This window comes from Pseudoselenomonas ruminantium (assembly GCF_900104055.1).
Taxonomy (GTDB): domain Bacteria; phylum Bacillota; class Negativicutes; order Selenomonadales; family Selenomonadaceae; genus Selenomonas_A; species Selenomonas_A ruminantium_C.
The window spans coordinates 114,588-137,587 of sequence record NZ_FNJQ01000004.1 but is presented as its reverse complement, the minus strand read 5'-3'; the positions used below and the strand labels follow the sequence as shown (position 1 = coordinate 137,587).

Here is a 23,000-nt window from a genome sequence, read left to right as displayed (position 1 = left end):
CCTTTCAGGAAGGATAAGAGCTCATTTCCTGTTATGTGTTCCCTGCATTTGAGCGTGGGGACATCTGGAAATAGGGGCGCACACCGCCGTTCCCGTTCGAATTAGACGCGCCATTGTAGTTGGCGTTGCCGTTGTTGTTGGCATTCGCGAAGTTCGACGAAGAAGCAACCGCTGGTAGCTCATACCCTAAATTCTCCTTACTTTAGATTTTTATTATGCTTGTTATCTGCTTTGCGCCAGCCCTTCAATAAAGCTATTTCCCGCTCGATCAAGCCGACATAGTTCATATACTTTTCGGCATCCACCGGCAGGACTTCCACCGCAAGTTCTAATTCCTTCAGCAGATTTTCGCAGGCTGCTATTGCTCTATCCTGAGCTATCCGCCGTTCTTCTGCTTCAGTCTTGCAAGTGGCCCATATCGTATAGGCTTTCGTGATGTTTATCATCAAATCGCGCAAAATATCCCAGATACTTGACCTTAGTTTATCAATTAGCCATTCGGGATAGTCCCCGGCTATTTTCAGCCGGTATCTTTCCAGCAAATCCGTAAAAACAGCTGCATCCTCTGCCTCCATCTTCTTGGTATTCACTCGCATATTGCGGACGGTGCTTTTCACTCCTAAATCCCGCAATAATAAAAATGTCATATTCCGGCGCAAGATTATGGCATTCTTGTAAAATTCTAGTTCGGATAAGCTCCGTTTTCTGGCCAGTACACTCATTGTCTATCTCCTTTCCTTGACCACACCCCACCCCATATAGGGGCGGGGTTGTCCGGTCAGTGGTACAGGAAATAGGGGCGCACACCGCCGTTCCCGCCCGAATAAGACGCGCCATCGTAGGTGGCGTTGCCGCCGTTGTTGGCATGCGCGAAGCTCGACGAAGAAGCAACCGCTCTCAGCCAGAACCAGCTACGGTCTTCTAAATGATTGCACTTCAAAGCATAGAGGGGCAACATTCTCGGAAAATCGCCCACATCACGAGAAGAGCCAAAGACGGAACCGCCATAAACCATAGCCTCGTTCGGGATATTGGCACCTTCTACTGTCGTCCATGCCCAGTTGGAAGATTTTCCTGTCATATCGCCTGAGGTGCTTTCTGCCGTAGTGTTCACGGCGTTGGAAAGCAGTTCTCTGTGACTCAGAACATGTGCCGCGCCAAACGCACTCTTGATGGCTGCTGTCCAAATCGGCATGTGTACCGTCCACATATCCGAGCCCAGGTAAGCACCCGTGGTATCGTTCGTGGGGTTCATCTTCACATTTCTCTGCAACGTGCTTGCCGGGATAAGCAACACATGATGAGCCGTGGTTTCCGTATCGCCACAATGAAGATGCGGATCAATGGCTGCAACCAGCCATTTTACATTTGAATACGTTGCCTCTGCCTGAGTTACTTCTGTGCCGCCCTTATCGGTATAGGTGGTAGCCGCCGTGGTTACGGACTTAATCACATAGTCGCCAATATAGATATTAGAGAAGTTTCCTGCTGCAATGTCAGTGCTCATCTGGCCACTTTCCATGTATGTAGTCAGGTTTTTGCCACGATACAAGCCGTTATGCATTGCGGCACTGTGAATCATGTTTGGAATCGTTGCATACTGGCCGCTCTCCACAGCCTCTATGATATTCACGCCGTCAATATTGACCGTTTGGGCGTTTATTTCCTTCCACTGCTTATTCGGACGTCCAATGTAGCCCTCATTGTTTGCTCTTGGATTATGACCTCTCGTTGCCATGTTTTTTCCTCCTTATCACTGTGCTTTTGGCACAATATCACCATACTCATCTAATTCGAAATTGACGCTATATCTCGGTTCTGCCGTCGGCATAAGATCGCCATACTCATCAATCTCGAAGAAGTCCCCTTCTGTTGTATACGCACGTTTGATAGTCCACACTGCAGTACCGTCCGTGATACTATCCCCCAGCACTAAGCCGGTCAGGTCTAGCAGGTTATTACTCGTGGTGCCCGCCGTGGTACATTCCAATCGCCAGTCAGGGTGTGCGGCCAGCTGGGTATCGTAAAGGATAGCCCCCTCAGCGTATGCCGTACCAGTCTGGCGTAAGCATGCCGCCCGCGCCAGCATCTCCGTGCTGACAAGACCAGCAGGATCAATATTTACGACGATGTTGGCTGCATTCTCGACCGCTATCGTCATAGCGTATTCTGCTGACACAGTGAGTGCTGCCGTGGATGGTGGCACCCAGTCCGGAACGCTATCCAGAGATACCATATACAGAATCTCGCCGATGTCCGGATCAGTCGCGAATACGCCCCATTCGCGGGCATAGTAACCTGTGTTGACTGAGCTGGTAAGAATCAGCCCTGTTACAGTACACATATTGTCTTCATGCGTGATGGAGCTGATGCCCAGTGAAGATTTCGGACTTCTCAGGTCAGTCATGACATCAATGTCCTGACTCCCTTCCGTGCCGTCGCCCAACTTAATGCGCGTCAGCTGTAAGCTGGTCAATCCAGCCGTAACTTTGGCCTGCAGTGCACGCCCTGCGGCGGTCAATACGCCGCCTGTCCAGTTTGCCATTAGACTTCCTCCTCTATCCTATACTTCTTATACATGTAAACGCCTCCGCCCGCCTTATACGGCGAATACAGCGACGTATCATGTATGCTTGTCTGCTCGATTTTGTACCGCTTATGGATATGCGATGCACCACCGACGAAGAATCCTCCATTTGCGCTGGCGTCGCGAATCTGAGCGGGGCCGATGCTGTACTTCTTATGCATATGCAAAGCAATGCCATAATGCGTGATACCAGTACAGTTCCGCCGAAATCCCAGACCATCCAGCCAGCTTCTTACGTTCTTGACCGTGTTGATGCACTTAACAATCAGGTCAATGTTTTCTGGCGTAATCTCTGGGGCGCTGAGCAAGTCAACCTTGAAATGATAAGGCTGACCGCCATACTCGAACCACTCACTGACCACACCACTGTCAAACACCGTCTGTACGACTTCCTGCACTACCCCGGCAGTGCCTTTGCGCATATGCCAGCGGATGGAATTCTTGACCAACGCCCGCCGTTTATCCAGTGGCAGGCTGGTATCATAGAAATCGACATGGAACTGTATCGCCAGCGCATCTATGAGGGCACTTGACAGCTCATCTATCCTGGGATAAATGGACACCAGCTCAGATAGCATATTCAGCTCGTGGAGCTTATCATCTATCAGCTGAGCAACCTGCTTCAAGTTCTCGCGGTTCAGCGACTCAGGAAGATTATCGGCGATATTATAATCCGCTTGTATCATTCCGATTCACTCCCCGCCATGGTCACGCTCACATTATCTGCCAGCGCCACTTCTGTTCTTGCCACTTCCGTAAATACCGGTGCGGTCACGTCCACCCGCTTGACGCCACTCACAGACATGAGCATCTGAATCAATCGTGATGGATTGATGTCACGTCCGAGCGCCGCCCGCTGCCATGCCGTATACGCCGCCACTGCATCCGCTACGTTGGTCTGCACCGCCGTAGCGTCCACATCCGCATCGATGTAATACGTTGCATCAACATCGTAAGATACAGCCGTAGGAGCGGCAGCCACCACATTATCCGTAAGCGGCCTAACCTCTTTAGCAGACAGCGCCGCTTCGACTTCGGCCAGCAGTTCCGTTTCTGGAATAGTTCCATCCGTCAGCAATGGTGTTATCTGTACCACGCCGGCAGATGGCGAATATACATCCACATCCACGATGGCACTGTTGATGGCCTTGGTCTTGGCTTTATACGCCCCCTCTGGGCCCGCAACACTCAGCGCTTCAGGGGCTTCCCAAATCCGTTCGCGCAGTGCATCGTCAGACTCTGCATCCGCGCCGCCCTCGCTCTTGGTCAGATTGACCATAGAAGCCACATAAGGCACCGGATCAACAACCTGGTCAATCTCCCCAGCGTTGTAATTGTTCCCGGCAGTTCCCACTGTCAAGCATGTAGCTGCCACAGTTCCCGTAGTTTCCCCTGCCGGTATAATCAGTGCCGTGTCCGTAGCAAAGTATATATTGCTTTCAGGACTTATGCGTGTACCCGCAGGAATCACTGTTTCCGCCGAGCGTTCCCCCGACAAAGTAACCTGCATCGTGGTTGTCGCCGCACTGGCAGGAATCCTTGTAATCCATGCATTGGCTGCAAGGTTGTCCAGGTTATCCCCGCGCGAATACTTGTACAGGTTCTGCTTGCCCGTGTCGTTTATCTTATTCAGCAGCCTGATGATGATATCTGCGATGAACAGGATAAATAGCCGAATAGGATCAGCCTGTTTCAGCGTCCGCCCGGTTATTGCTGTATATGCGTTGAATAGTGACTCTTCCACCTCCGTCGCATCGATATCGACAAAATCGATATCTGGTAAATCAGCTAGTTTCATTTATTTTCACCTCCACCGTCGGCACCAGCTTGCCTGTGTCTTCGCCTGTAAAAGTTATCGACTCGATGCTGGCCCGTGGCTCATACTGGCGGATGGCCTTAAATATCTCATTGGTCATCTTGGCCTTGGCCACTTCCATCGGCAAGTCAACAATCGAGCCATCTATTCCAAAGCCTCGGTCAAGAGGTACGGAATATTTGATGGTTGTGATGATGGTGCGGATGTTCTGCATCACTTCCGCTGTCACTGTCGCCGGGGCGAAGTCGATGGCCGCTTCATCTTCTGCCGATACGAGAAAACTCATCTTAGCCACCTACCTTTCCATAGCGAACAGTTATCGAATTTTCTTCGATGGTGTTCTTATCGTCGTATTCTGTGAGTTCGACCGCTACCTTGCACTGCTGAAGTGTTCCATCGCCCAGCCAGTAACATTCTCCCTCTTTCAGGGAGTCCAGCCGCCAATAACTGTTGGTGACAGGCTTGCCACCTATGACCAAAGGGAACACAGCGCCAGTGTCGCGCATTTCCCGCAGCTTCTTCAGCTGGCGTTCCGGTGATATCCCATGATCCATACTGAGGATGATGGAAAAACTCACTTTTTCCAGCCCTGGGCCGCCGAACTGGCTCACAGGTTTGCGCATAAGCAGTTCATGTTCTGACCATCGGGCACTCCCACTGCGGGAGTAATCCGTCGGTGTCAGCATATAATTAAAAGACGAGATGAATACGATCTCGCCCATATATCCGATATACATTACTCACCGCCTCCTTTCAACCTCCGATGAATACATTAGGACTTCCCTGCACTACGCTTCCGCCACAACTTACCGGATCGCCGACACGCCCTGCAGGCATGTCATTGATAAAGACCGAACTGCTGCCGCTGGCGATGGCGCCACTATGGGGCGAATGAACCGGGCAGCTATGGGGTGAATATGTATCCCCCACTCTTCCAGCGCCTTTACTATTGATGAATACATTCGAACTCGCCGAAGCCAACACTGCAGGCGGGCATGCGCCTAATCATGCCCGGTATTCACATCTCCAAGTCTAGTTTGTGCGGGCATTAAACCACCTCCCCATATAAAGCTGCTACGGCTTTCTTTCTTACAGCCCTAGCTTCCTTTTCCGTGCTATAGTACCCCAAGTTGATTTGACGATACTTCAAATTTATATAAGCACGCCATTTCTTCTTATCTTTTCTATAGCTCACTCCAGCTTTATCCCTGTCCGACCGATTTACGCTATTCTCCCAATTACTACAAATCCTCAAGTTTGATTTCCTATTATCTCGTGGATTGTGGTTTTTGTGGTCTACCTTCAGTTGAAAATCACCAACTTGTAGCAGATACCGATGAAGATAGATTTTCTTCTTATGGGGAGCATTCCCAATCACATAGGATTTTTCGCCTTTTCGGCAGTGCCATCTAAATGGCGCTATTTTTTCCACATCATCGGCATCGACTAAAAAAAGCTCTCCATTAGAATCATAAATATACGCCGTATCGCCTCTAATTTCATATTGGTTTTTCATGTCAGCCCCTCCTAGTTGATATTGATGGTAGGTGCCGTAATTTTGAGAGACTTTGATGCGTGTATCTCCATGGCGCCGCCCTTGTTGACGATGTAGCTTCCGTCTTTGTAACGGATGCTGCGTGTACTCGTATCCGTTTCCGCCGGCGGATCAGCTTCACTATAAATGGCACCCGCCACATATCCAGCGCCGGGGCCTTTACCACCGGGGTTTGGTGTGAGAATGCACAGCACCTGGTCATCTATGTCCGGCATCCAATAATCTTTCGTTTGATGCGTGCAGCGGCTGAGCACATAGAGTTCTGCCGTTGTTCGGTCATCTTTATCAGGCCGCCTTACGACTACCGTTCCCGGCGTACTGCCGTATTTGCACACCACGCCGATAAAGATATACTCACTCATATCAATAGCCACTGATACACCTCCTTATATCAATGCTGGTGTCAAACTTCCCTGTGGTGGCAGAAAAGCTATGAACCACTTTCGTCGCCAGATAGTTCCCATCAAAGTGGCCAAAGTTGACCATCTTCAAGACTTGGCCGGCGGCAAAATTCGTATTGCCGATAGTAGCAAACTGGCCTGTAACTGCTTCCTTGTTTGCTTCACGCAGTTTCTTCTTGGCCAGCTTTTCTGCTTCGGCTTTATTCTCTACCTGCTCCTTTACATGGAGTACGCGGCCTTTCTTCTTGTTTGGATCAGTGAAGGAACCTTCAATGACCTCTTTATTCTTACCCTTTTGATACTTCACATCACACCTGTAATAGGTATCGCGGGTTTTGGCTTTGAAGCCGTAGCTGAGCACCCAGCGAAGCGGCATGGTATTTTCGTCCAGCTCAGCATAAACGCCGGGCTTATAGACCGATATTATCGGGGCCTGCGCTTCATACTTGGCATCGTCGAAGATAATGACCTGCTCAGTGGAGATTTTCAAGCTCATGCCGTTGTTCTTGCAGATTTCCTGCAAGAAAGCCAGGTCTGATTTATCCGCCTGTTCCACATGGTCAAGGTTCGGATTTTCGGCACAGTCCCACATCAATGTCAGCCCGTTCCGCTGGCAGATATCATCTGCTGCTTTCCAGACCGAGATTTTTTCCCATGTCTGATTTTTCTTTGTGCCTCGAAGCGAACCATTCCCCAGTACAGAAACGCCTTTAATCTGGACAGTGGACGGATACCCGGTAATCTCGATTTCGTCAATCTCAAACTGTCCAACGTGGAACGTTGCCTCCCCCTCATCCAGTGTGATGCGATTGTAGGTGTGGATGGTAATATCCATGAGATTGCCTTCTCCTTCCGGGAACCAATCTTCCAGCCACAACTGAGCCCTATCCTCCAGCGTCAAGGTCATATCATCGGCGGAATCTGTAAGATTATCCGTGCATGAGAACGACAGCAGGTATGCGCTGACATCCTCTGATATATCCGATGTTTCCTGTTTTTGCCCATCGTCAGACTCTGCCGGCGTATACTTTATTTCGAGCCACGCAACGCGGCCCTGTTCTGCCCCCTCAGGGAGCCCCGCCAGCATACTTTCAATGGGGTTCTTATATTCTTTCGCCATACGTTACCGCCTCCATGGAGGAAGCAACTGCGAAGCCGTAGCAGGTAAATCCGGACAGGCAATTTCTACGCCTGCCGGAAATACTGCCGTATCTTTATAGGCTTGATTAGCCTCCAAGAGATAAGACATGCAGTTCTCATCCCGATAAACTTTGAGGGCTATGATGTCCCACATATCGCCCTGTACGGTTGTATATGTCGTCTTACTCATAGCTTAATCTCCTTTGACCTGCTTTCACGCGGGCAAGCATGCCTGGCAGTTCTCTTTCGAACTGTGCTTTCTGTTCCGCCAGTGCTGCCATGATCATGGCTTTCACATCTGCGCCACCGCCGCCCGTAACATTGATAGTGGGGTTAAAATCCACCGTGATGCTATTGGACTTGTTGATATTCGCGGATGGAGCTGGTATTGCACTAGCTGGCGTTCTCAACGAGTTCCCTGCCTGCTGCATCAAAGATGTCATCCCCGCTGCTTGTCCCATGACTCCATTCGGCATCAGCCCCATGATCTGGCCTGCCTGCCGCCACAAAGATATTGCCCTTGCAGAACCATCCAGCGGGATAGCTGCTTCTGGGCCTTCTTCAGCGAACGTTGTCAAGAAAGCGCCACGGCGATAAATACCGCCCGCCGCATTCGCGCTGATATCCACGCCGGATGCGCTGGCTGCGCCAGAGTCGCCACCACGAACAAAGTTCACGACAGCCTGTATTGGACTGCTGAAAATCGACTTCAGCTGTTCCCATTTCGCGGTCACAGCTTCCACACCGGCATCAACAATCCCCTGTACCGTATCCCATACGCTTTGCACTGTGGAAACGATAGCATTCCAGCATGCTTCTGCGGTTGCTTGGATGGAATTCCAGCATGCCATAATTACAGCAGCTGCCTCTGTGATGAAGGAGCCAATCGCACTGGCCACGGCGCCCACAGTTGCGGAAATCATATCCCACACCATGATGGCCACGGCCATAATTGCATTCCAAACCTCACTGATTACAGCTCCTGCCGCCTCAACGATTGGCATGATAATTGTCAATGCCGTTTCTATGGCCATCGTAATCGTATTCCAGACCATAATGGCCGTATCTTGAATAAACGACCAAACTGCAGCCAGCACCACACCAGCGGCTTGCACCACGGGAACGATGATGGCCATAGCGGCCTGCACTACCGTGGAAATAACCGCCCATGCTACACTTGCGGCGAGCTTTACAGCCTGCCAAACTGCATATATTACAGCCCCCATTGCCACCACAGCGACGCCGATAGCGGCTATAACAGGGAGAGCTACCACAGCCATGGCAATAAATGCCACCTTGGCCACCACCTTTATCACGCTCCATACAGCGCTGAATATTGGCACCAATGCGCGAATGATAGCAGCTATGACGTTTATCGCCGTCTTAATCACGGTTGATATAATCGTCCAATACACGGACACCACACCCACAATAACAGACCATACTGTCGTGAATATCGGCGTCAGGAATCTAATCACTGCGCCTATAGCGGCAACAGCCCCCGACACGATGCCAGTAATCACAGACCATGCTGCAGATGCTGCCGCGCTAAGGCCGCCCCAGATTGCATTGAGTACAGGAGCAATTCCCTGCACGAGGCTACGGATATAATCAATAGCCCCGGACACGGCATTTTTCACACCGTCCCAGGCAGACTCTGCGGATGAACCAGCTCCGCCCCAAAGTGAGCTGAGCGTTTCTCGTATCGTAGAGACTACGGAAGATACCGTGTTCACGATTTCGTTAATCACGGGTATCACTGCTGCCGAAGCCTCATCGAACACATAACTGATCGCGCTGGTAATAGGTTCCAGCGCCTGCGTTATCCCTTCCATCACTGACGTACCGACAGATACGAGCGTCTGCATGATGCTTTCCGCCGTCGACACCCCAGCAGATACTATGCTGGTAATAATCGACCATGCCGCCGAAACGCCAGCCGTCAGACCATTCCAGATACCACCAAACACAGCACCTAATGTTTCCGTGATGGCCGTTACCGCATTAGATCCAGCCGACCATATTGCTGTGAGGGTTGACCACACTGCAGTTACCACACTTACTATGCCACGGATGATACCGCCTATGACGGTTATCATTGTGCGGATATATGTAGCCCAGAATGCCAATCCGGCCACAATCAATGTTTTGGCCACGCCAACCACCCAGGATAGTATCGGCACAATCTTGCTGAAGGCATTCATGACCGATGGGCCTATATCCGCCCACAACCCTTTCAGGAATTCAATGCCCGCCTGTGCGGCGGCTTTTATTCCTTCCCAGGCTGCCATCACGATGGGAGCTATAGCGTTCCACACTTCCATGGCGGCGGACTTGATTTCCTCCCATGCGGCAATGACCGTATCATGGAACTCTTGATTTGTGTTAAACAAGTAGACCATGGCGGCCACCAGCGCGGCTATGGCCAGCACAACCAAAGCAATCGGATTGGCCGCCATGACTGCATTGAATGCAGCTTGTGCGGCGGCTGCCACTTTGGTAACACCTGCCCACAGTTTCGTCACGATTGTAGACTCTGTCACAACCACTTTGTACAGTTCCATGGATGCTCTCAGGTAATTGATACCTGCCACCGCAGTATTGATAGCCAACACTGCCAATATAAGGCCAGTGACTGCGCCAGCCGCCACGATTATGGTAGATACTAACGCTCGATTTTCTCCTGCCCATTTCGCCACGCCGCCCACGGTTGACGCTAATCCGCCCGCAATCTGCGCAAGCGTTGGTAGGAATATCTGACCTATGGCAATAGATACGCCCTCGATGGCGGACTGCAACTGAATAGCACCGCCCTTGGCGTTGTCGTTCATCGTGCCTGCCATTTTGGCTGCAGCTCCATCACAATCCATGATTGAATTGGACAGTTTCGCGAAGTCTTCATCCGATGCATTGACAACTGCCAGCAGGCCCGACATTGCTTCCTGCCCTGCAATCATCTTTGCTTTTTCAGCTTTCTCCGCTTCTGACAGTCCTGCAAATGCAGCCCGCAAGTCTTTCATGGTTGTCATAAAAGGCTTCATGGTACCGTCAGCATTAACCACCGATATCCCCAGCTGGTCCATGGCGTTCCCCGATTCCTTAGTAGGCGCTGCTAAGCGCGTCATAATCGACCGCAGGGAAGTGCCTGCTTGGTCAGCTTTGATACCAGCATTAGCCATCAAGCCCGTAGCGACCGCCACATCTTCCAAGCTATAGCCCATGGCACCGGCAACAGCGCCGGCATATTTGAACGTCTGGCCCATCATCTCGACATTCGTGTTTGCGTTTGTCGATGCGGCGGCCATAACATCTGCCATGTGCCCCGCCTGATCAGCACTCATACCGAACGCTGTAAGATCATCCGATACGATATCCGCCACCGTTGCGAGGTTACTGCCGGATGCAGCGGCCAAATCCAAAAGGCCAGGCATACCAGAGATAATCTGCTCTGTTTTCCAGCCTGCCATACCCAAATAGCTCATAGCTTCAGCAGCCTGGCTTGCTGAGAACTGTGTCTTTGAGCCAAGCTCCTGAGCTGTTGCCGTCAACCGTTCCATATCCTCATTAGAAGAATTAGTTATGGCTTTGACTTTGCTCATTGCCTGCTCAAAATTGGCCGCCGTGCCAATCATTGCTGCCAACGGCGCGGCGGCTGCAGCAGTCATTGCTATGCCAGCCCCCAGCTTCCCAGCAGAATGGGAGAATCTTGCACCAGCCTGCTCTTTGGCAGCCTGTGCATCCAGAATATCTGACCGGCGCTGAGTCAACGAGTTTATGCGGGCCTGTAATTCCGCAATGCGCTGGTATTGAGCCGTACTGACACGGCCCGTCGCCCGTTGTTCGGCATCAGCCGCCCGCTGGGCATCACGCATGGCCTGATTAGCCTGCCGTATCTGTGACTGCAACTGTCTCGACTCACTGATAGCCCTCTGCATTGAAGATGTTACCGAGCCATCCAGCCTGCCTTTGATTGCCAACGCCAGTTCCATAATCCTGCCTGCCATATCGCATACCTCCTTTCCTGCTTATTTTTTTGCTGCCTTATCAATCTCATCGTTTTCTCTTTTGATTTCAGAGCCTATTACTTCCATCCATGCATAGAATTCGCCCACCGGCAATTTCAGGAACCAGCCGATGGGCGTATTGCTATACTTGGCCAATCTCAGGGCTGATAAGCGTAAGCCGCTCATCTCCCCGTATTGAGTAAAAAAGCCTGTGCCTTCAGGCACGCAGCAGTGAAATCGGATGCGTTGAGACTGAGGATATCATCATAGCGGACATTCGCGGCAGCAGCGGCCACATGTGCCTGATAAATCTGGGAAAGAGACTGCACCGCAATGGACGGATCTTCTTTCTTGGATGCCTTTTCGCATCTAATCAAGGTATAGCCGTTGATTTTTTCAAAATCAAAGACCAGCTCGCTTTTCCCGTTCGAAAGCGGCTTTTTGAGCTTCAGTACCTTTTCGTCGTCAATGACTTCTGCTTCCACTGTTTCAATCTTTTCCAACTGTTTTTCTTCTGCCATAATAGTTCAATCCTCCATATCCAACAACGTGTCCAAGTTGGACACGCTATGATTACATACCAATATTCCTGCGGACGGCTTCCAGATAGTCCGTGCCGTTGACTACGCACTTATAGCCGTATTTATCGACTTCGCAAACAGTGCTGCCGCCAATGTCGATTTTGATATAGTGCGTTTCAATGACCGTCTCACTATCCGTGGGCTCGCCAGCTTTAATCGAGCCAGGCTTGTGGCTCTTGATACGCCCGCGCACAGCTACGCGATACTGCTCATGGACATAAGCATCAGAGCCGCTGTCGAAATACTGCTTGTCCGCATAGAGTTCCAGGCTGATGGGCTTGCCGCCCACCAGCGTGGCCGCCGTCTTGGTGGGGAGCTGCCAAGTGAGTTTCGTTTCCATGCCCTCGAAGTGTCCATGGACAGGAGCGTCCACCTTGCCAGCAAGGCCGATACCGGTCACTTCCGTGGTCATGGACGAGAACTCAGGGAGCTCCACTTCCTTGACGCCGATCATATCCTCATTCTTGCCGCCATCAATGTAGGCGCGCATGTCATTGATAGTTTCAGGTACTTTATTTACTGCCATAGCTTAAACCTCCAATCAGCTAAACAATGCCTTGAAATTGCTTACATCGTATTCCAGGATATCTTCGATTTCCTGAGCCGGTACCGGCGGCGTGATGTAGCTGTGGATGCGGATGATGCCTGCCAACAGGTCTGTATCGGGATTTTCCTCTTCGAGGAACTTCACGTCAGCACCCAGCAGGAAGCCACGGGATACAAGGCCATTGAGACGAATCTGCTCACTGTCTACGATGGTCTTAATCAGGCGCGGCGTCAGCGGCTGGTCTACTTTCTGCCAGTAAGTCAGTACAAACGTCTGATACTGCCAGTCAAACATGCGGCGCACGCAGATAAAGGAGTCCTTTACATCCGTGGTGCCAGGATAAGCACCCGTGTAGTTGCCCCACGACTTCCAGCCACCGGAAAAGTTAAGGCCCGTCATCACGCCCTGGCTATTCAGCAGATTTGCCTGCGGCAGGGACAGATTTACTTCCGTGCCATTCTTCAAGCAAAGACCTGTAGCCTGCAGCGTCTGGTTGGACGGCGACTGATACGGCACATCATCATTTGCGGCATCCGTTACACCGATAATACCCATGATGTGCGTGGACATATGGAAGACCATATCGCCCTGCTTCACGCACGGCCAGCAAACCACCTGATTGGTACCAGTGTAGTTGTTGTTGTTCTTCCAGGTATTGACACCGGAATAGCTGGTAACGGATGCCGTATCAACGTCCGTCAGGCAGATGCACCTGAACAGCTCGCTGATATTCAGGCACTTGGCCTTCATTACCGCTGCCACCGTGGGATTTTCAGACCAGCCCGGAGCAGCAACGATACCCGGCACCATCGCAAACAGGGTATAGATGCTGTCAATCAGTTCCAGCCCCGTGGGGTTACCATTGGAATCGGCACCACCGATTACGCTATTAGCCGTTACTGCCGTCGGATCTACCTTGTCATAGGTCAGCACAATGGAAGTATTGCTGGCCAAAGCGCCATCTGCCAGCACCGTAATCACCAGCTTGCCATCGTCATTGTAGGCCGCCGTATAATCCGTGCCCAAAACTGCATCTGCCTCAGCTTCCGGAGACGCTTTGACCTTCAGGCTGGCAAGCAGAATCGGTTCTTCCAGTGTCAGCGTCTTGTCTGCAGCCAAATTCTTTTCTGCGCCGCTGACGCTCGACTTATGCACTGCAGGATTGAGTACGTTCACGAAGATGATAGGCTTTACTGCGTACAGCTTGAATTCGCTATACATAGCCTCGCACAACGTGTACTTGTCCCAATCGTCACTATAGCCCAGTGCCGCTTCTGCTTCCGCCCAGGAATAGCAGATAACCGGCCTGTTGACATAAGCCGTCGGATCATCTGTTAAATGCACCGGGGCCGTGCCGAAGACTACCGGCAAGCCTGCCGTGGTTGCTACCGGGGCGACGACCGAAGTAGGTACCTCACTTGCCTTTACGCCATGAAAAAATGCCATTATTTATTCTCTCCCTTCTTGTGTTTCTCCAATGCCTGATGATAGAAGGTATGGAGAGCCGTACCTTTACGCCCCACTGCCGTCCGGGCCTCATTCAGTTTGTCGGGGCTGACAAAAAGATGTTTCATCACCGGATCGTCTGCGTATTCTGCCGGAATACCCTCAGCAAAGATGCTAAAGGTTGACAGAATCGAATCCCTAAAGCCAGGGCCGACATAGACGACAGGGCCTTTTGCCTGTACTGCCTCTGCCAGCTGGCTTTTCTTGGTTTTCGCCATATTCTTACCTCCCTATAATCAACTCTGGCCTATATTTCTTAGGCTGTTGGATATATGCATCCAATTCGATGAATCCCAACCACTGTGGAAAAGCCTGCTCATCCGTGATGGTTGCTTTCATCCCTGGGGCAATGAGCACATTCCCCACAGGATTTTCTGACAGCAGCCTCATGCGGATAAACTCCATCAGATGATACAAGGTATCGCCGCTATAGTTCATATCGTCATCGTATACCGTGACATAGATAACGATGCTTACCAGCGACTCTTCCTGCCCATCCGTCACGTTTTCCGGCCTTACCACCACAGCAGGGCACTGCTTGCGCTTTGCCGCCGCCGTGGCGCACTTTGGCAGAAAGCCTGTATAAACCTGTATCGGTTCTTTGACTTCCTGGCCATTTTCCCTCACAGTGGTGTATTCATCGTATTCCTGACATGCATTTTTGAGATAGCTGGTTATTGTGCGGGCACAGTCTAAAGGTGTCACTGCCCCAGCCTCCTTTCGATTTCATGCGTCAAGCGTTCCTCGAACTTATCGGCACCAGCTTCCTGCATAGGTTCCAGCACATCAGGATTGCCAAACAACTGCGGGACTGCCGGGCCATACAAATCGCGAAATGGTAGTCGTTTGCTCGTTTCGCGGGCCACAAATCGGCTATTCAGGGTAAAAGAACGTGGAACCAGCGTTTTTTTGCCCTTCTTGACCGATACGAATACACCCTTGCTCTTGGCTGCCACGCTATAGGATTTGATTGGTTCGCTACCGCCCTTGACTTCCAAAACTGCACCGTCGAAATCCTTTTTGATTTTGGTTTTCCCTTTCAAAGTGCCTGATTTCACGGCGTAAACCTTTCGTATCTCCTTAGTGCCAACCTTGCGGGCATGTGTAGCCGCCCGCTGAGCCGCCGACGATATAGCCGCATACATATTGTTGCCGCTCAGGGAATTCAGCATCCTGGTCAGCGACTCATTGCCACGCAATTCAATCTCGATGGCCATAGCCTCACCGCCTTACGCATGGTTGAAATGCAATGTGATGCTGAGCATACCCATATTGTCCGCGCAGGAATCCACCTGCATCGGTTCCCCGTCGAAGGTAATAATCTCTCCTTCTGAGGGAACTTCGCCGATGGTCTCCTTTTTCATATGGACGATGGTTGTTTTTCCATGCACGTCTTCAAATCCGCGATAATCTAAGCCCTGCAGAAACATGCCCTGCTCCGTGGGAGTCTGCACCACGCAAAGCACTGTCTGGCCATTAAATTCATGCTCATCCGCGAATTCGTCGGCATTGAGAAAAACATTGTCGAAATCGGCTCTCAGCATATCCCTGAAGGCGCTCATTTTGCCGCCTTCTTCTTTCCGCTGGCCTTCTTTACGCCTGCAGCAGGATCAACCGTCGGCAAATCCGCCACAGTCTCTTCCTCTTCCGCTTCATCTGCAGCCTGCTCAGCATCTTCCGGCTGCTGTTCGGGAGTTACTGGCTCATCAGTACCAGCGGCAGGCGCATCTGCCACAGTCTCTTCCAGGAGTGTGGCCACGCCCAAACGGATGAAGCGACGGCCTGCCGCCTCATCCACTTCCACGATCTGATTAACTTTGTGCAGTTTCCTGTTATAGCTAATCATGCCTTTCGTCACTAAAATCTTCATATCCATCACGCTTTCGCTTTGATATAAGCCCAATCGTCCGTGAATTCCGGTGCGAGCAGGAAGCGGCTGTAAACCGTCAAGCTCATGGTGTTGCTGGCCTTGGATGCGGCATATTTTGGTACATACAGACCGGAATAGGTCTCGAAGTCATCCTCAGCATCGTTGATGAGGTTTACGGCGCCGTGGAGCTGGCGGCCACGCCCCGGAATACCGATGATAACGTCATTATCGCCAAGGAACGGCTTAACGCTGCCATCATCAGCCGTGTAAGTCTCCATGTAGGAGAACACTTCCAAATTCAAGCTATGGATCATACCGATGCGCATAACCTGTGGGGAGACAATACGAGGCTGGATGCTCATAAGGGACAGGTTGTTGTTATTCGGGATAGCCAACCACTTCATGATGGCCGTGTTGTTCATGAGATAATCTGCGATGTTCTTGCCGCAAATCATGACCGTCGGAACAACGCCAGCGCTTTCCTGAATCTGCTCGGATGCGTTCTTGATATCGTTGTAGATATCAGCGTTTGCCTGGTCCCAATCGGTGTGCGGCGTAATGGTCTGGTTCCAGTCGAAGGAGATGGTGGCCTGTTTCGGCGTTACACCATCATCCGCATATCCCTTGATGGTATATGCACCCGTGGTAAGGATTTCGGCAGCCATCTGGTTCTTGCGATTCAGAATCATAGCCTGCAGTTCTTTCAGGTCTGCTGCCTGAATCTCAGCCGCCCGCTGAGCAGCCGTTTTGCTGGTGTAGATGGTTTCACCAAAGCCGCGCTGTTCAATGTCAGCAGGGTTTACCGTGCGGCGGGGAGCTACCATCGGCGGCTCATAGATGTTGACGTGAGAGCCTTCACGGCTGACATTTACGCCCTTTACTTCGCCGTCAACAACGAACGGTGCCAGACGACGGCCGCCCTTGCGGTATTCCACCATGATTTTAGACGTCACGGCGGGTGTGGGGATATTGGGAAAAAAGGTATCCACGAGCGTCGTGGCAGGAGCCTTGAAGCGCTCCATAGCCTGCATGAGACTTACAGTGTCTTTCAGTTCAATAGCCATAATATTTTAGCCTCCTTCTCTTACTTCAAGCTGGACAGCACGATACCAACGCCGCGCAGTTCTTCTTCATGCCCCGTAACTGTATCGCCTGTGCTGGCAATGAGCTTTTCGCGATTGAAAAATCCACGCGTGTAAACCGTGCCTACCGCATCTGCTGCGCTGGCATCCACATCTTCTTTGGCAATGTATACAGCCACACCAGCAGGTACAGCGTCCTGTGCTTCGATATTGTGCTCTGCATCTGCTTCCACGGCCGCAATAGCTGCCGGCGTGGCGATAACCTTGCCTGTACCTGCGTCAATGCTCAAAAGAGCGCCGCGCTTGACATTGGTACCACTCTTGAAGGTCACATTCTTGGTCATCGTTGCGACTTCGGGGCCGGCGATGAGTTCATCATAGGTTACACCGGTCATGGTTTCTAAACTAGCCATAATCTTTAGCCTCCTTCTCACTTGCCGTTGGCAATGTTCACGATTTCGTCAATGGCAGCCTGTTTCTTATCCACCGGGGGAGCGCCAGCGGCAACACCCTCAGCGCCAGACTGCATATTGTCCGTGATGATGTCCTTGATAGCCTCTGCAGCGCCATCTTTCGGCTCTTCCTTACGAGCGTTGGTGACTGCATCAATATAAGGCTTGATATCCTCAGCCGTCTGGCCGTTGGATTTTGCCGTATTGATGATGCCATCAATGACCTTATCGCCGGTCAACATGGACTCCAGATTGCAGATGCGGTTACGCTCTGCCTTTACTGCATCCTCGATGCTCTGATTGCCTGCCGTCGGTTCCGGCTTTTCACTGATACCCAGCTTGTCAGCGATTTTCTGCAAGAGGGTGTTGGTTTTTTCCTGGTTTTCCATAGTCTTGTTTCCTCCTTCTTTCGGCTTTATGGCAGGGGAATTTGTCGGTGTCTGCCGCTGGTTCAAAATATCCCGCACCTTGTCACCGTGTTTGAATTTCACTAGATCGCACGCCACATTGTTCATGATCAGCATATTGCCTTTGATGCTATCCTCAATGGGCGTTTCGTTGTCGATGCTGTCCACAAAGCCATAATCAAGCGCTTCCTGAGCTGTGAGCCAGGTTTCTGCATCCATCATAGCTTTGATATCGTCCGCTTTAGTCTTGCCGCCCACGCGCTTCAGATAGACATTCACGATGCTGTCACGAACTGTATCCAGCTTGTCAGCCGTCTTGCGCATCTCTTCGGCATTGCCCCAGGCAATAGTCAGCGGATTATGTATCATGAACAAGGCATTAGACGGCATAATAACCGTGTCGCCCGCACAGGTAATGAGCGTTGCGGCACTGGCGCTAAGGCCGTCAATCTTGGCCGTCACTGCTCCAGGATAGTCCCGCAGCAGGTTGTAGATGGCCTGTGCTGCGAACACATCGCCACCGGGGCTATTAATCCGCAATGTCAAAGGCTTGCCATTGAGTGCAGCCAAGCTCTCAGCGAACTGCTTTGGGGCGGTTTCATCCTCGAACCACTGCTCAGATACGATCTCTCCGTAAATCAGGAGCTCGGCGGTTTCCTCCTCCGCCTTGTTTGTCACCTTCCAAAACGTCGTCGTCATTGTCGGTGTCGTCATCGTTTTTTTGCTCATCCTTATCACCTCCTCCCTTGGTATCATCCGCAGTCGGAAGGCCCAGTCTTTCCCGCAGCTCTTTTTCATATGCCAGCTGCTGCATATTCTCTTCGAAATCGCTGCCGGTCATTTCTGCTGCTTCTCGTTCGCCAGTGCTCAGACCACACTGGACACGCAGGATTGAGCCGTTCACGTCTTTCACAGGATCAAGTATGCTCATTGTCGGCCCAAACCATTCCGCATTACACCATGCTTTCCGAATAGCTGGATCGTCAAAAAAGCCGGGGCAATCAATGCGGCCTAATGCCACTGCCTCGGCTAACCATACCTCATATACAGGCTGACAAAAATCGCGAGCGAACCAGACGCGCCGCTGCTTATATTCATCCCATGCCTGCAGCAATGCTGCACGGCTGGCTGAATAGCTGGAAGTAAAGTGCTTCATGAGCACTTCATAGGGCTGCCCCAGCGCCGCCCCGGTCTGTTTGACCAATTCCTGCACGAATACACCGAAGGTGCTCTGCGCATTGCTGGCATCCATGGCCTTGACGTCTACACCCTGCGGCAAAGCATTGAGTGTACCAGGGCCTAATGCGTATTCGTTCACATTCACAACCGGTTCATTAGGATCGCCCTCAAATCCACCACGAGGCGGCATGAAACTATTCAACCCCTCGCCTCCTGGTGCCGTTCCCGTGAAGAACAGCGAGAAAAACGATTTGACGATGGCGCTGGCCAGTTCTGCCGTGGTATATCGGCTGGTCTGTTTCAGCGTTTCCAATACTGGGGCCAGATAAGGCACACCTCTGTATTGGTCAGCACGCACATCATGGCAGATTTGCAAGATATTCGGCAGGCCAGTCTTGTTCCCGAACGCCTTAACCCGCTGCCATTCCGTGACGCCAGTCAGGTCTACACGATCATAGGGCACCTTATTCGATACCCAATAGGCTTCGATGGCCCCATCCTTGTCCACTTCTACACCGGAAATAATGCGATTGCCCGGCGTCGGGGCGTTCATCTCGATGGTGGATACCGTGGTAAATCCGTTGCTCAGCGGGTTGCTTACCCGGTTCGCTTCAAGGAGTTGGATGCGCAGGGAGTACGGATTGACTGCATCCGGCAATTTTCGCCGGAACAATGCAAAAGCATCGCCATCCGTCATGTATGACAGATATGCGATGTGCTGCAGGTCATAGAAGTTATTGCGGCGGTATATGTCGCAACGTTTAGACTCCGCCCACATCTCGAATTCTGACCGGGTTTTCTTTATCCACTTGCGGGACTCTTCTACGGTCATGCCCAGTTCGCTGAATTTTGGTCTAGGAAACAACGTCAACCCCGTGCCTACGGCATGCGTTACACTGGTATTCAGCGCCGCCGCGCCGACAGGCGTGTTAATGGCCAAATCTGCCGCCCTGTTCCGCAGTGTGTTGGCGTTCCAGTCAATATCTGACTTTGAAGACGATTTGACCGGGTTCCAGCTCTTCAGGATGTTGGACTTATGGGATGCACCACCCTCGGAATAACCTGTATTTTTTATGGCTGGTCTTTCCCGGCTATTGATTTTCCGCTTTTTTCGGCTCATTTACTCACCTCCCATCTACGAATACCACTCTTTTGCTCATTCCACGCCCCACCGGGGCATTTTCATCGAGAACAGCGCCGCCCGCTATCAGGCTGTCAATAGCCGCTCGTATCGAGGACAAATTCGCCCTTGTCAGCGTCATATTGCCGATTGTATAGGATTGACCGGTCAAAACTGCCCGCTCAGCTTCCAGATACATCTTCAGGCGCTCATTCTGTATCGCATTTGCCATTTCATCACCTCACAGCGTGTCCAACTTGGACACAAGCATTACCAAATGTTGGACTGGCGGGAAGAACGACGGCGACTCTGCTTCACTCGCAGTGGTTCTGCCGTTTTCTTCTCTGCCGGGGCTAAATCCGCAGCAGGTTGCGGTTTTCCCGTTATCATTTCATGCAGTCTCGCCCAATCTGGACGGATAGACTGCATGCAGGCTATGTTATACACCCGTAAATCCAGCGGCTCATTTCGCACGCCCTTTACCGGTTCCCATGTGGTTGTTACGATGCCGCCCTTCTTGACGCGCTTTTTCTGCTCAGAGATAAGGCCCTTGAAGTAAATCTGATCATAGCCTCGCACTTCCATGCCCTTATCTCCATCCAGCGGGAAATGGAAATACTGCTCACCGGGCTCCTTGATAGAAAGGCGGTTCATAACCTGCTGCTTTCCCTCGTCTACACCCAACATCTGCAGCGGGATTGGCATTTTCTTGCCATGTGTCAGCTTGTGAAGCAACTGCAGACCTGGGCCAGCCTGTCCTTTTATCGGGACACGCTGCTTATTCCAGTTCTTTGTGCAGTAGGCATATACTTGCGTGGTATAATGGCCGCCTGAGTCGATGAACGTGCGCACGACCTGCAGCCCCGTGCCATCTGGCAGGTAATAGGTGCGGTCAAGCACTGCATCCAGTGCCTTCCATGTGGCAGCCTTGTCCGGCGTGCCGAAGATTTCGCCTTTGCTTATTCCCCAGCACTCTTCTGCCATGCCCCACCCGCAAATCTCATACTCAAGGCGGTTATCCTGCGTATCGACTGCTGCTGTGAGCATCAGAACGCCATTCGGCAGGTCAGCTCCATACTGTTCCCGCCGTCGCACAAACTGCATTTCGTCTTCGAAGGCACCGCGCTGGCGGTATGGTTCGCCGAAGCGGGTATTTACGACAACCTGCTCTCGTGTCGGATCGCCTTTTGCTTCCAGCCATTCCCGCATGATTTCTGCCCATGACAGCCATGGACTGGAAAAGGAATTCACGAAAAAAGACCGGATGCCATTCTTGATAGCTTCCGGGTTCATTGCCGTGTATTTTGCTGGAGAGTTCTTGATTTCCCGCTCCTGGAATGTATGGCCACAATCCGGACATACCCACTGCACACCGCTGACAACTACCATCAGCCGGCCTTGGCTGTCCTTGTGCTCAGTATAATCGGCTTTCATGTCGATATAGCGCAAAGTGTGGTACTCGCCACAGTTTGGGCACTCATACTGCCATTCCTCCTGTGTTCCAGCCAGATACTCCTTCTCGATGCGGCTGGCACCCTCGTTGGTTGGCGTAGAAAACAACCCCATGACTCGGTTCCAAAATGTTGTCATACGTTTTGCAGCCAAATCTACCGGATCGCCCTCGCCGCCTGCCGAATCTGGAAATCGGTCAACCTCATCCGCCAGCAGAATTCGTACTGGACGGCTGGCCAGCCCTGCTGGGGAGTTCGCCCCGCACATGATCAGGCGGCCACCAGGGAATATCTTGGACAAGATGGTGTTATTGCCATCGTTCTGCTTCCCTGGCTTCGCTTCTTTGTCCTTGACGGTATAAAACAGGTTCGTCAGGACTGTCGTATCTCTCAGCATGGGGGCGATACGGCTCTTGGAAAAGTCTATGGCCATGTCTATCGTGGGCTGAATCATCATGATTGTGCACGGATCAAGATGCGCAAAGCGGCCAATGATGTTGTTCATCAAGTCAGATTTTCCGACCTGCGAACTACTCATGACCACCACACGGCTGACTCCTGTCTGTGTGAAGGCGTCCATGATGTCTTTTTGGTAAGGGGCGCGACTGGTTTTCCAGCGTCCGGGCTCTGCTGAGTTGTTGGACAGGATGCGGTAATCATCCGCCCACTGGCTGACCGATGTTTTCGGCAGTGGTTTCAGCCCTTTCCGCGAAACATACCGCCAGAGGTCAATCGGCCGCTTCATCGGCAGCCACCTCCTCTTCGATTTCCTCATTGGTGAAGAGTTCCGGCGTGTATTCGCTCAGCTCGCTCAGCTTATCTTCGATTTCCCCGGTCATGATGCCGTAAATCTCGCCCTTTTCCTTGCCTTCCAGCTGAGGGGCCATCTTGGACGGCAGTCCTAGCAACTGCGTCCGCAGGTTTGACAGCATTTCTGTCATAACCATTTCCACGGTACGGGCATCATACACCCTAGCCTCAGCCTTGGCCAGCTTTAATTCTGCCAGTTCGCGCTTCACACGCTCATGGCGGGCTTTTTCTTCCATGAGGTCAAGACTGTTTTCGCCATCGCCTTGAGTCGTCACGCCCTTCAGCCGGTCATAGTTTCTGGCGCTTTCCAGCAAGAACACACCGCCACGGGCATCTTTATCGTCACGAACAACCACACCCTCTTTGATTAACTGGCTCACGCGCCCCGTCGTTACCCCGATTGCCTTGGCAAAATTCGACTGTGACACCGTGATTTTCCGTGGATCTCCTGCCACTTTCATGTAACCCCTCCTTTCTGCCGGATAGCTAAAC

29 protein-coding genes are annotated in these 23,000 nt (G+C 51.7%); all 29 read right to left on the bottom strand.

Annotation, left to right across the window (positions count from 1 at the left end):
* Positions 1 to 197: 197 nt before the first annotated feature.
* On the bottom strand, positions 198 to 647 hold the full coding sequence (locus tag BLQ59_RS03280; protein ID WP_176756706.1) for a hypothetical protein: 450 nt from the start codon (positions 645 to 647) through the stop codon (positions 198 to 200).
* A 131-nt stretch (positions 648 to 778) separates the two neighbouring features.
* Entirely contained in the window at positions 779 to 1,738 is a 960-nt protein-coding gene (locus BLQ59_RS03275; protein WP_074571496.1) for a hypothetical protein, read from the bottom strand.
* Positions 1,739 to 1,753: 15 nt separating this feature from the next.
* A complete protein-coding gene (locus tag BLQ59_RS03270) occupies positions 1,754 to 2,545 on the bottom strand; it encodes a phage tail-collar fiber domain-containing protein (RefSeq protein WP_074571495.1) in 792 nt (263 codons plus the stop codon).
* Positions 2,545 to 3,273, bottom strand: coding sequence for a phage tail protein I (locus BLQ59_RS03265; RefSeq protein ID WP_074571494.1), 729 nt, complete (start codon positions 3,271 to 3,273; stop codon positions 2,545 to 2,547). Before BLQ59_RS03265 ends, BLQ59_RS03270 begins: the two co-directional genes overlap by 1 nt.
* Positions 3,270 to 4,385, bottom strand: a complete 1,116-nt coding sequence (locus tag BLQ59_RS03260; RefSeq protein ID WP_074571493.1) for a baseplate assembly protein — start codon at positions 4,383 to 4,385, stop codon at positions 3,270 to 3,272. Before BLQ59_RS03260 ends, BLQ59_RS03265 begins: the two co-directional genes overlap by 4 nt.
* On the bottom strand, positions 4,372 to 4,689 hold the full coding sequence (locus tag BLQ59_RS03255) for a GPW/gp25 family protein (RefSeq protein ID WP_074571492.1): 318 nt from the start codon (positions 4,687 to 4,689) through the stop codon (positions 4,372 to 4,374). Before BLQ59_RS03255 ends, BLQ59_RS03260 begins: the two co-directional genes overlap by 14 nt.
* A 1-nt stretch (position 4,690) precedes the next feature.
* Positions 4,691 to 5,140, bottom strand: coding sequence for a phage tail protein (locus BLQ59_RS03250; protein ID WP_074571491.1), 450 nt, complete (start codon positions 5,138 to 5,140; stop codon positions 4,691 to 4,693).
* 16 nt (positions 5,141 to 5,156) lie between these two features.
* Positions 5,157 to 5,387, bottom strand: a complete 231-nt coding sequence (locus tag BLQ59_RS03245) for a PAAR domain-containing protein (RefSeq protein WP_256324588.1) — start codon at positions 5,385 to 5,387, stop codon at positions 5,157 to 5,159.
* Positions 5,388 to 5,451: 64 nt separating this feature from the next.
* On the bottom strand, positions 5,452 to 5,919 hold the full coding sequence (locus tag BLQ59_RS03240; RefSeq protein WP_074571490.1) for an HNH endonuclease: 468 nt from the start codon (positions 5,917 to 5,919) through the stop codon (positions 5,452 to 5,454).
* Positions 5,920 to 5,930: 11 nt separating this feature from the next.
* On the bottom strand, positions 5,931 to 6,332 hold the full coding sequence (locus BLQ59_RS03235; RefSeq protein WP_074571489.1) for a phage baseplate assembly protein V: 402 nt from the start codon (positions 6,330 to 6,332) through the stop codon (positions 5,931 to 5,933).
* Positions 6,322 to 7,479 (bottom strand): phage late control D family protein, encoded by a 1,158-nt coding sequence (locus tag BLQ59_RS03230; protein ID WP_074571488.1) that lies wholly within the window; start codon positions 7,477 to 7,479, stop codon positions 6,322 to 6,324. Before BLQ59_RS03230 ends, BLQ59_RS03235 begins: the two co-directional genes overlap by 11 nt.
* Positions 7,480 to 7,482: 3 nt before the next feature.
* Positions 7,483 to 7,689, bottom strand: a complete 207-nt coding sequence (locus BLQ59_RS03225; RefSeq protein ID WP_074571487.1) for a tail protein X — start codon at positions 7,687 to 7,689, stop codon at positions 7,483 to 7,485.
* Positions 7,682 to 11,503, bottom strand: a complete 3,822-nt coding sequence (locus tag BLQ59_RS03220) for a phage tail tape measure protein (RefSeq protein WP_074571486.1) — start codon at positions 11,501 to 11,503, stop codon at positions 7,682 to 7,684. Before BLQ59_RS03220 ends, BLQ59_RS03225 begins: the two co-directional genes overlap by 8 nt.
* Positions 11,504 to 11,524: 21 nt before the next feature.
* Entirely contained in the window at positions 11,525 to 11,689 is a 165-nt protein-coding gene (locus tag BLQ59_RS15915) for a hypothetical protein (protein ID WP_176756705.1), read from the bottom strand.
* On the bottom strand, positions 11,686 to 12,024 hold the full coding sequence (locus tag BLQ59_RS03215) for a hypothetical protein (RefSeq protein WP_074571485.1): 339 nt from the start codon (positions 12,022 to 12,024) through the stop codon (positions 11,686 to 11,688). Before BLQ59_RS03215 ends, BLQ59_RS15915 begins: the two co-directional genes overlap by 4 nt.
* Before the next feature lie 52 nt (positions 12,025 to 12,076).
* Positions 12,077 to 12,610: a phage major tail tube protein gene (locus BLQ59_RS03210; protein WP_074571484.1), complete on the bottom strand. Its 534-nt coding sequence runs from the start codon at positions 12,608 to 12,610 to the stop codon at positions 12,077 to 12,079.
* A gap of 15 nt (positions 12,611 to 12,625) precedes the next feature.
* Positions 12,626 to 14,077, bottom strand: a complete 1,452-nt coding sequence (locus BLQ59_RS03205; RefSeq protein ID WP_074571483.1) for a phage tail sheath family protein — start codon at positions 14,075 to 14,077, stop codon at positions 12,626 to 12,628.
* The gene (locus BLQ59_RS03200) at positions 14,077 to 14,355 is read right to left on the bottom strand and encodes a hypothetical protein (protein WP_074571482.1); all 279 of its coding nucleotides are present in this window, start codon (positions 14,353 to 14,355) and stop codon (positions 14,077 to 14,079) included. The genes BLQ59_RS03205 and BLQ59_RS03200 overlap by 1 nt, the downstream gene beginning before the upstream one ends.
* A 4-nt stretch (positions 14,356 to 14,359) precedes the next feature.
* Positions 14,360 to 14,842 carry a hypothetical protein gene (locus BLQ59_RS03195; protein WP_074571481.1) on the bottom strand — a complete coding sequence of 161 codons (483 nt, stop codon included), beginning with the start codon at positions 14,840 to 14,842 and terminating at the stop codon, positions 14,360 to 14,362.
* Positions 14,839 to 15,354, bottom strand: coding sequence for a hypothetical protein (locus BLQ59_RS03190; RefSeq protein WP_074571480.1), 516 nt, complete (start codon positions 15,352 to 15,354; stop codon positions 14,839 to 14,841). The genes BLQ59_RS03195 and BLQ59_RS03190 overlap by 4 nt, the downstream gene beginning before the upstream one ends.
* Before the next feature lie 12 nt (positions 15,355 to 15,366).
* Positions 15,367 to 15,699, bottom strand: a complete 333-nt coding sequence (locus BLQ59_RS03185; RefSeq protein ID WP_074571479.1) for a hypothetical protein — start codon at positions 15,697 to 15,699, stop codon at positions 15,367 to 15,369.
* Entirely contained in the window at positions 15,696 to 16,007 is a 312-nt protein-coding gene (locus tag BLQ59_RS03180; protein WP_143005268.1) for a hypothetical protein, read from the bottom strand. The genes BLQ59_RS03185 and BLQ59_RS03180 overlap by 4 nt, the downstream gene beginning before the upstream one ends.
* 5 nt (positions 16,008 to 16,012) lie before the next feature.
* A complete protein-coding gene (locus tag BLQ59_RS03175; RefSeq protein ID WP_074571477.1) occupies positions 16,013 to 17,071 on the bottom strand; it encodes a major capsid protein in 1,059 nt (352 codons plus the stop codon).
* 20 nt (positions 17,072 to 17,091) lie between these two features.
* Entirely contained in the window at positions 17,092 to 17,502 is a 411-nt protein-coding gene (locus BLQ59_RS03170) for a head decoration protein (RefSeq protein WP_074571476.1), read from the bottom strand.
* 17 nt (positions 17,503 to 17,519) lie between these two features.
* Positions 17,520 to 18,677 carry a head maturation protease, ClpP-related gene (locus BLQ59_RS03165; RefSeq protein WP_074571475.1) on the bottom strand — a complete coding sequence of 386 codons (1,158 nt, stop codon included), beginning with the start codon at positions 18,675 to 18,677 and terminating at the stop codon, positions 17,520 to 17,522.
* Positions 18,565 to 20,247: a phage portal protein gene (locus tag BLQ59_RS03160; RefSeq protein ID WP_081342426.1), complete on the bottom strand. Its 1,683-nt coding sequence runs from the start codon at positions 20,245 to 20,247 to the stop codon at positions 18,565 to 18,567. The genes BLQ59_RS03165 and BLQ59_RS03160 overlap by 113 nt, the downstream gene beginning before the upstream one ends.
* A gap of 4 nt (positions 20,248 to 20,251) precedes the next feature.
* Complete coding sequence (locus BLQ59_RS03155) at positions 20,252 to 20,479, bottom strand: DUF6148 family protein (RefSeq protein ID WP_074571474.1); 228 nt, start codon at positions 20,477 to 20,479, stop codon at positions 20,252 to 20,254.
* Between the two features lie 38 nt (positions 20,480 to 20,517).
* Positions 20,518 to 22,443, bottom strand: a complete 1,926-nt coding sequence (locus BLQ59_RS03150) for a phage terminase large subunit family protein (RefSeq protein WP_074571473.1) — start codon at positions 22,441 to 22,443, stop codon at positions 20,518 to 20,520.
* A complete protein-coding gene (locus BLQ59_RS03145) occupies positions 22,427 to 22,969 on the bottom strand; it encodes a hypothetical protein (RefSeq protein WP_074571472.1) in 543 nt (180 codons plus the stop codon). Before BLQ59_RS03145 ends, BLQ59_RS03150 begins: the two co-directional genes overlap by 17 nt.
* Between the last annotated feature and the right edge of the window lie 31 nt (positions 22,970 to 23,000).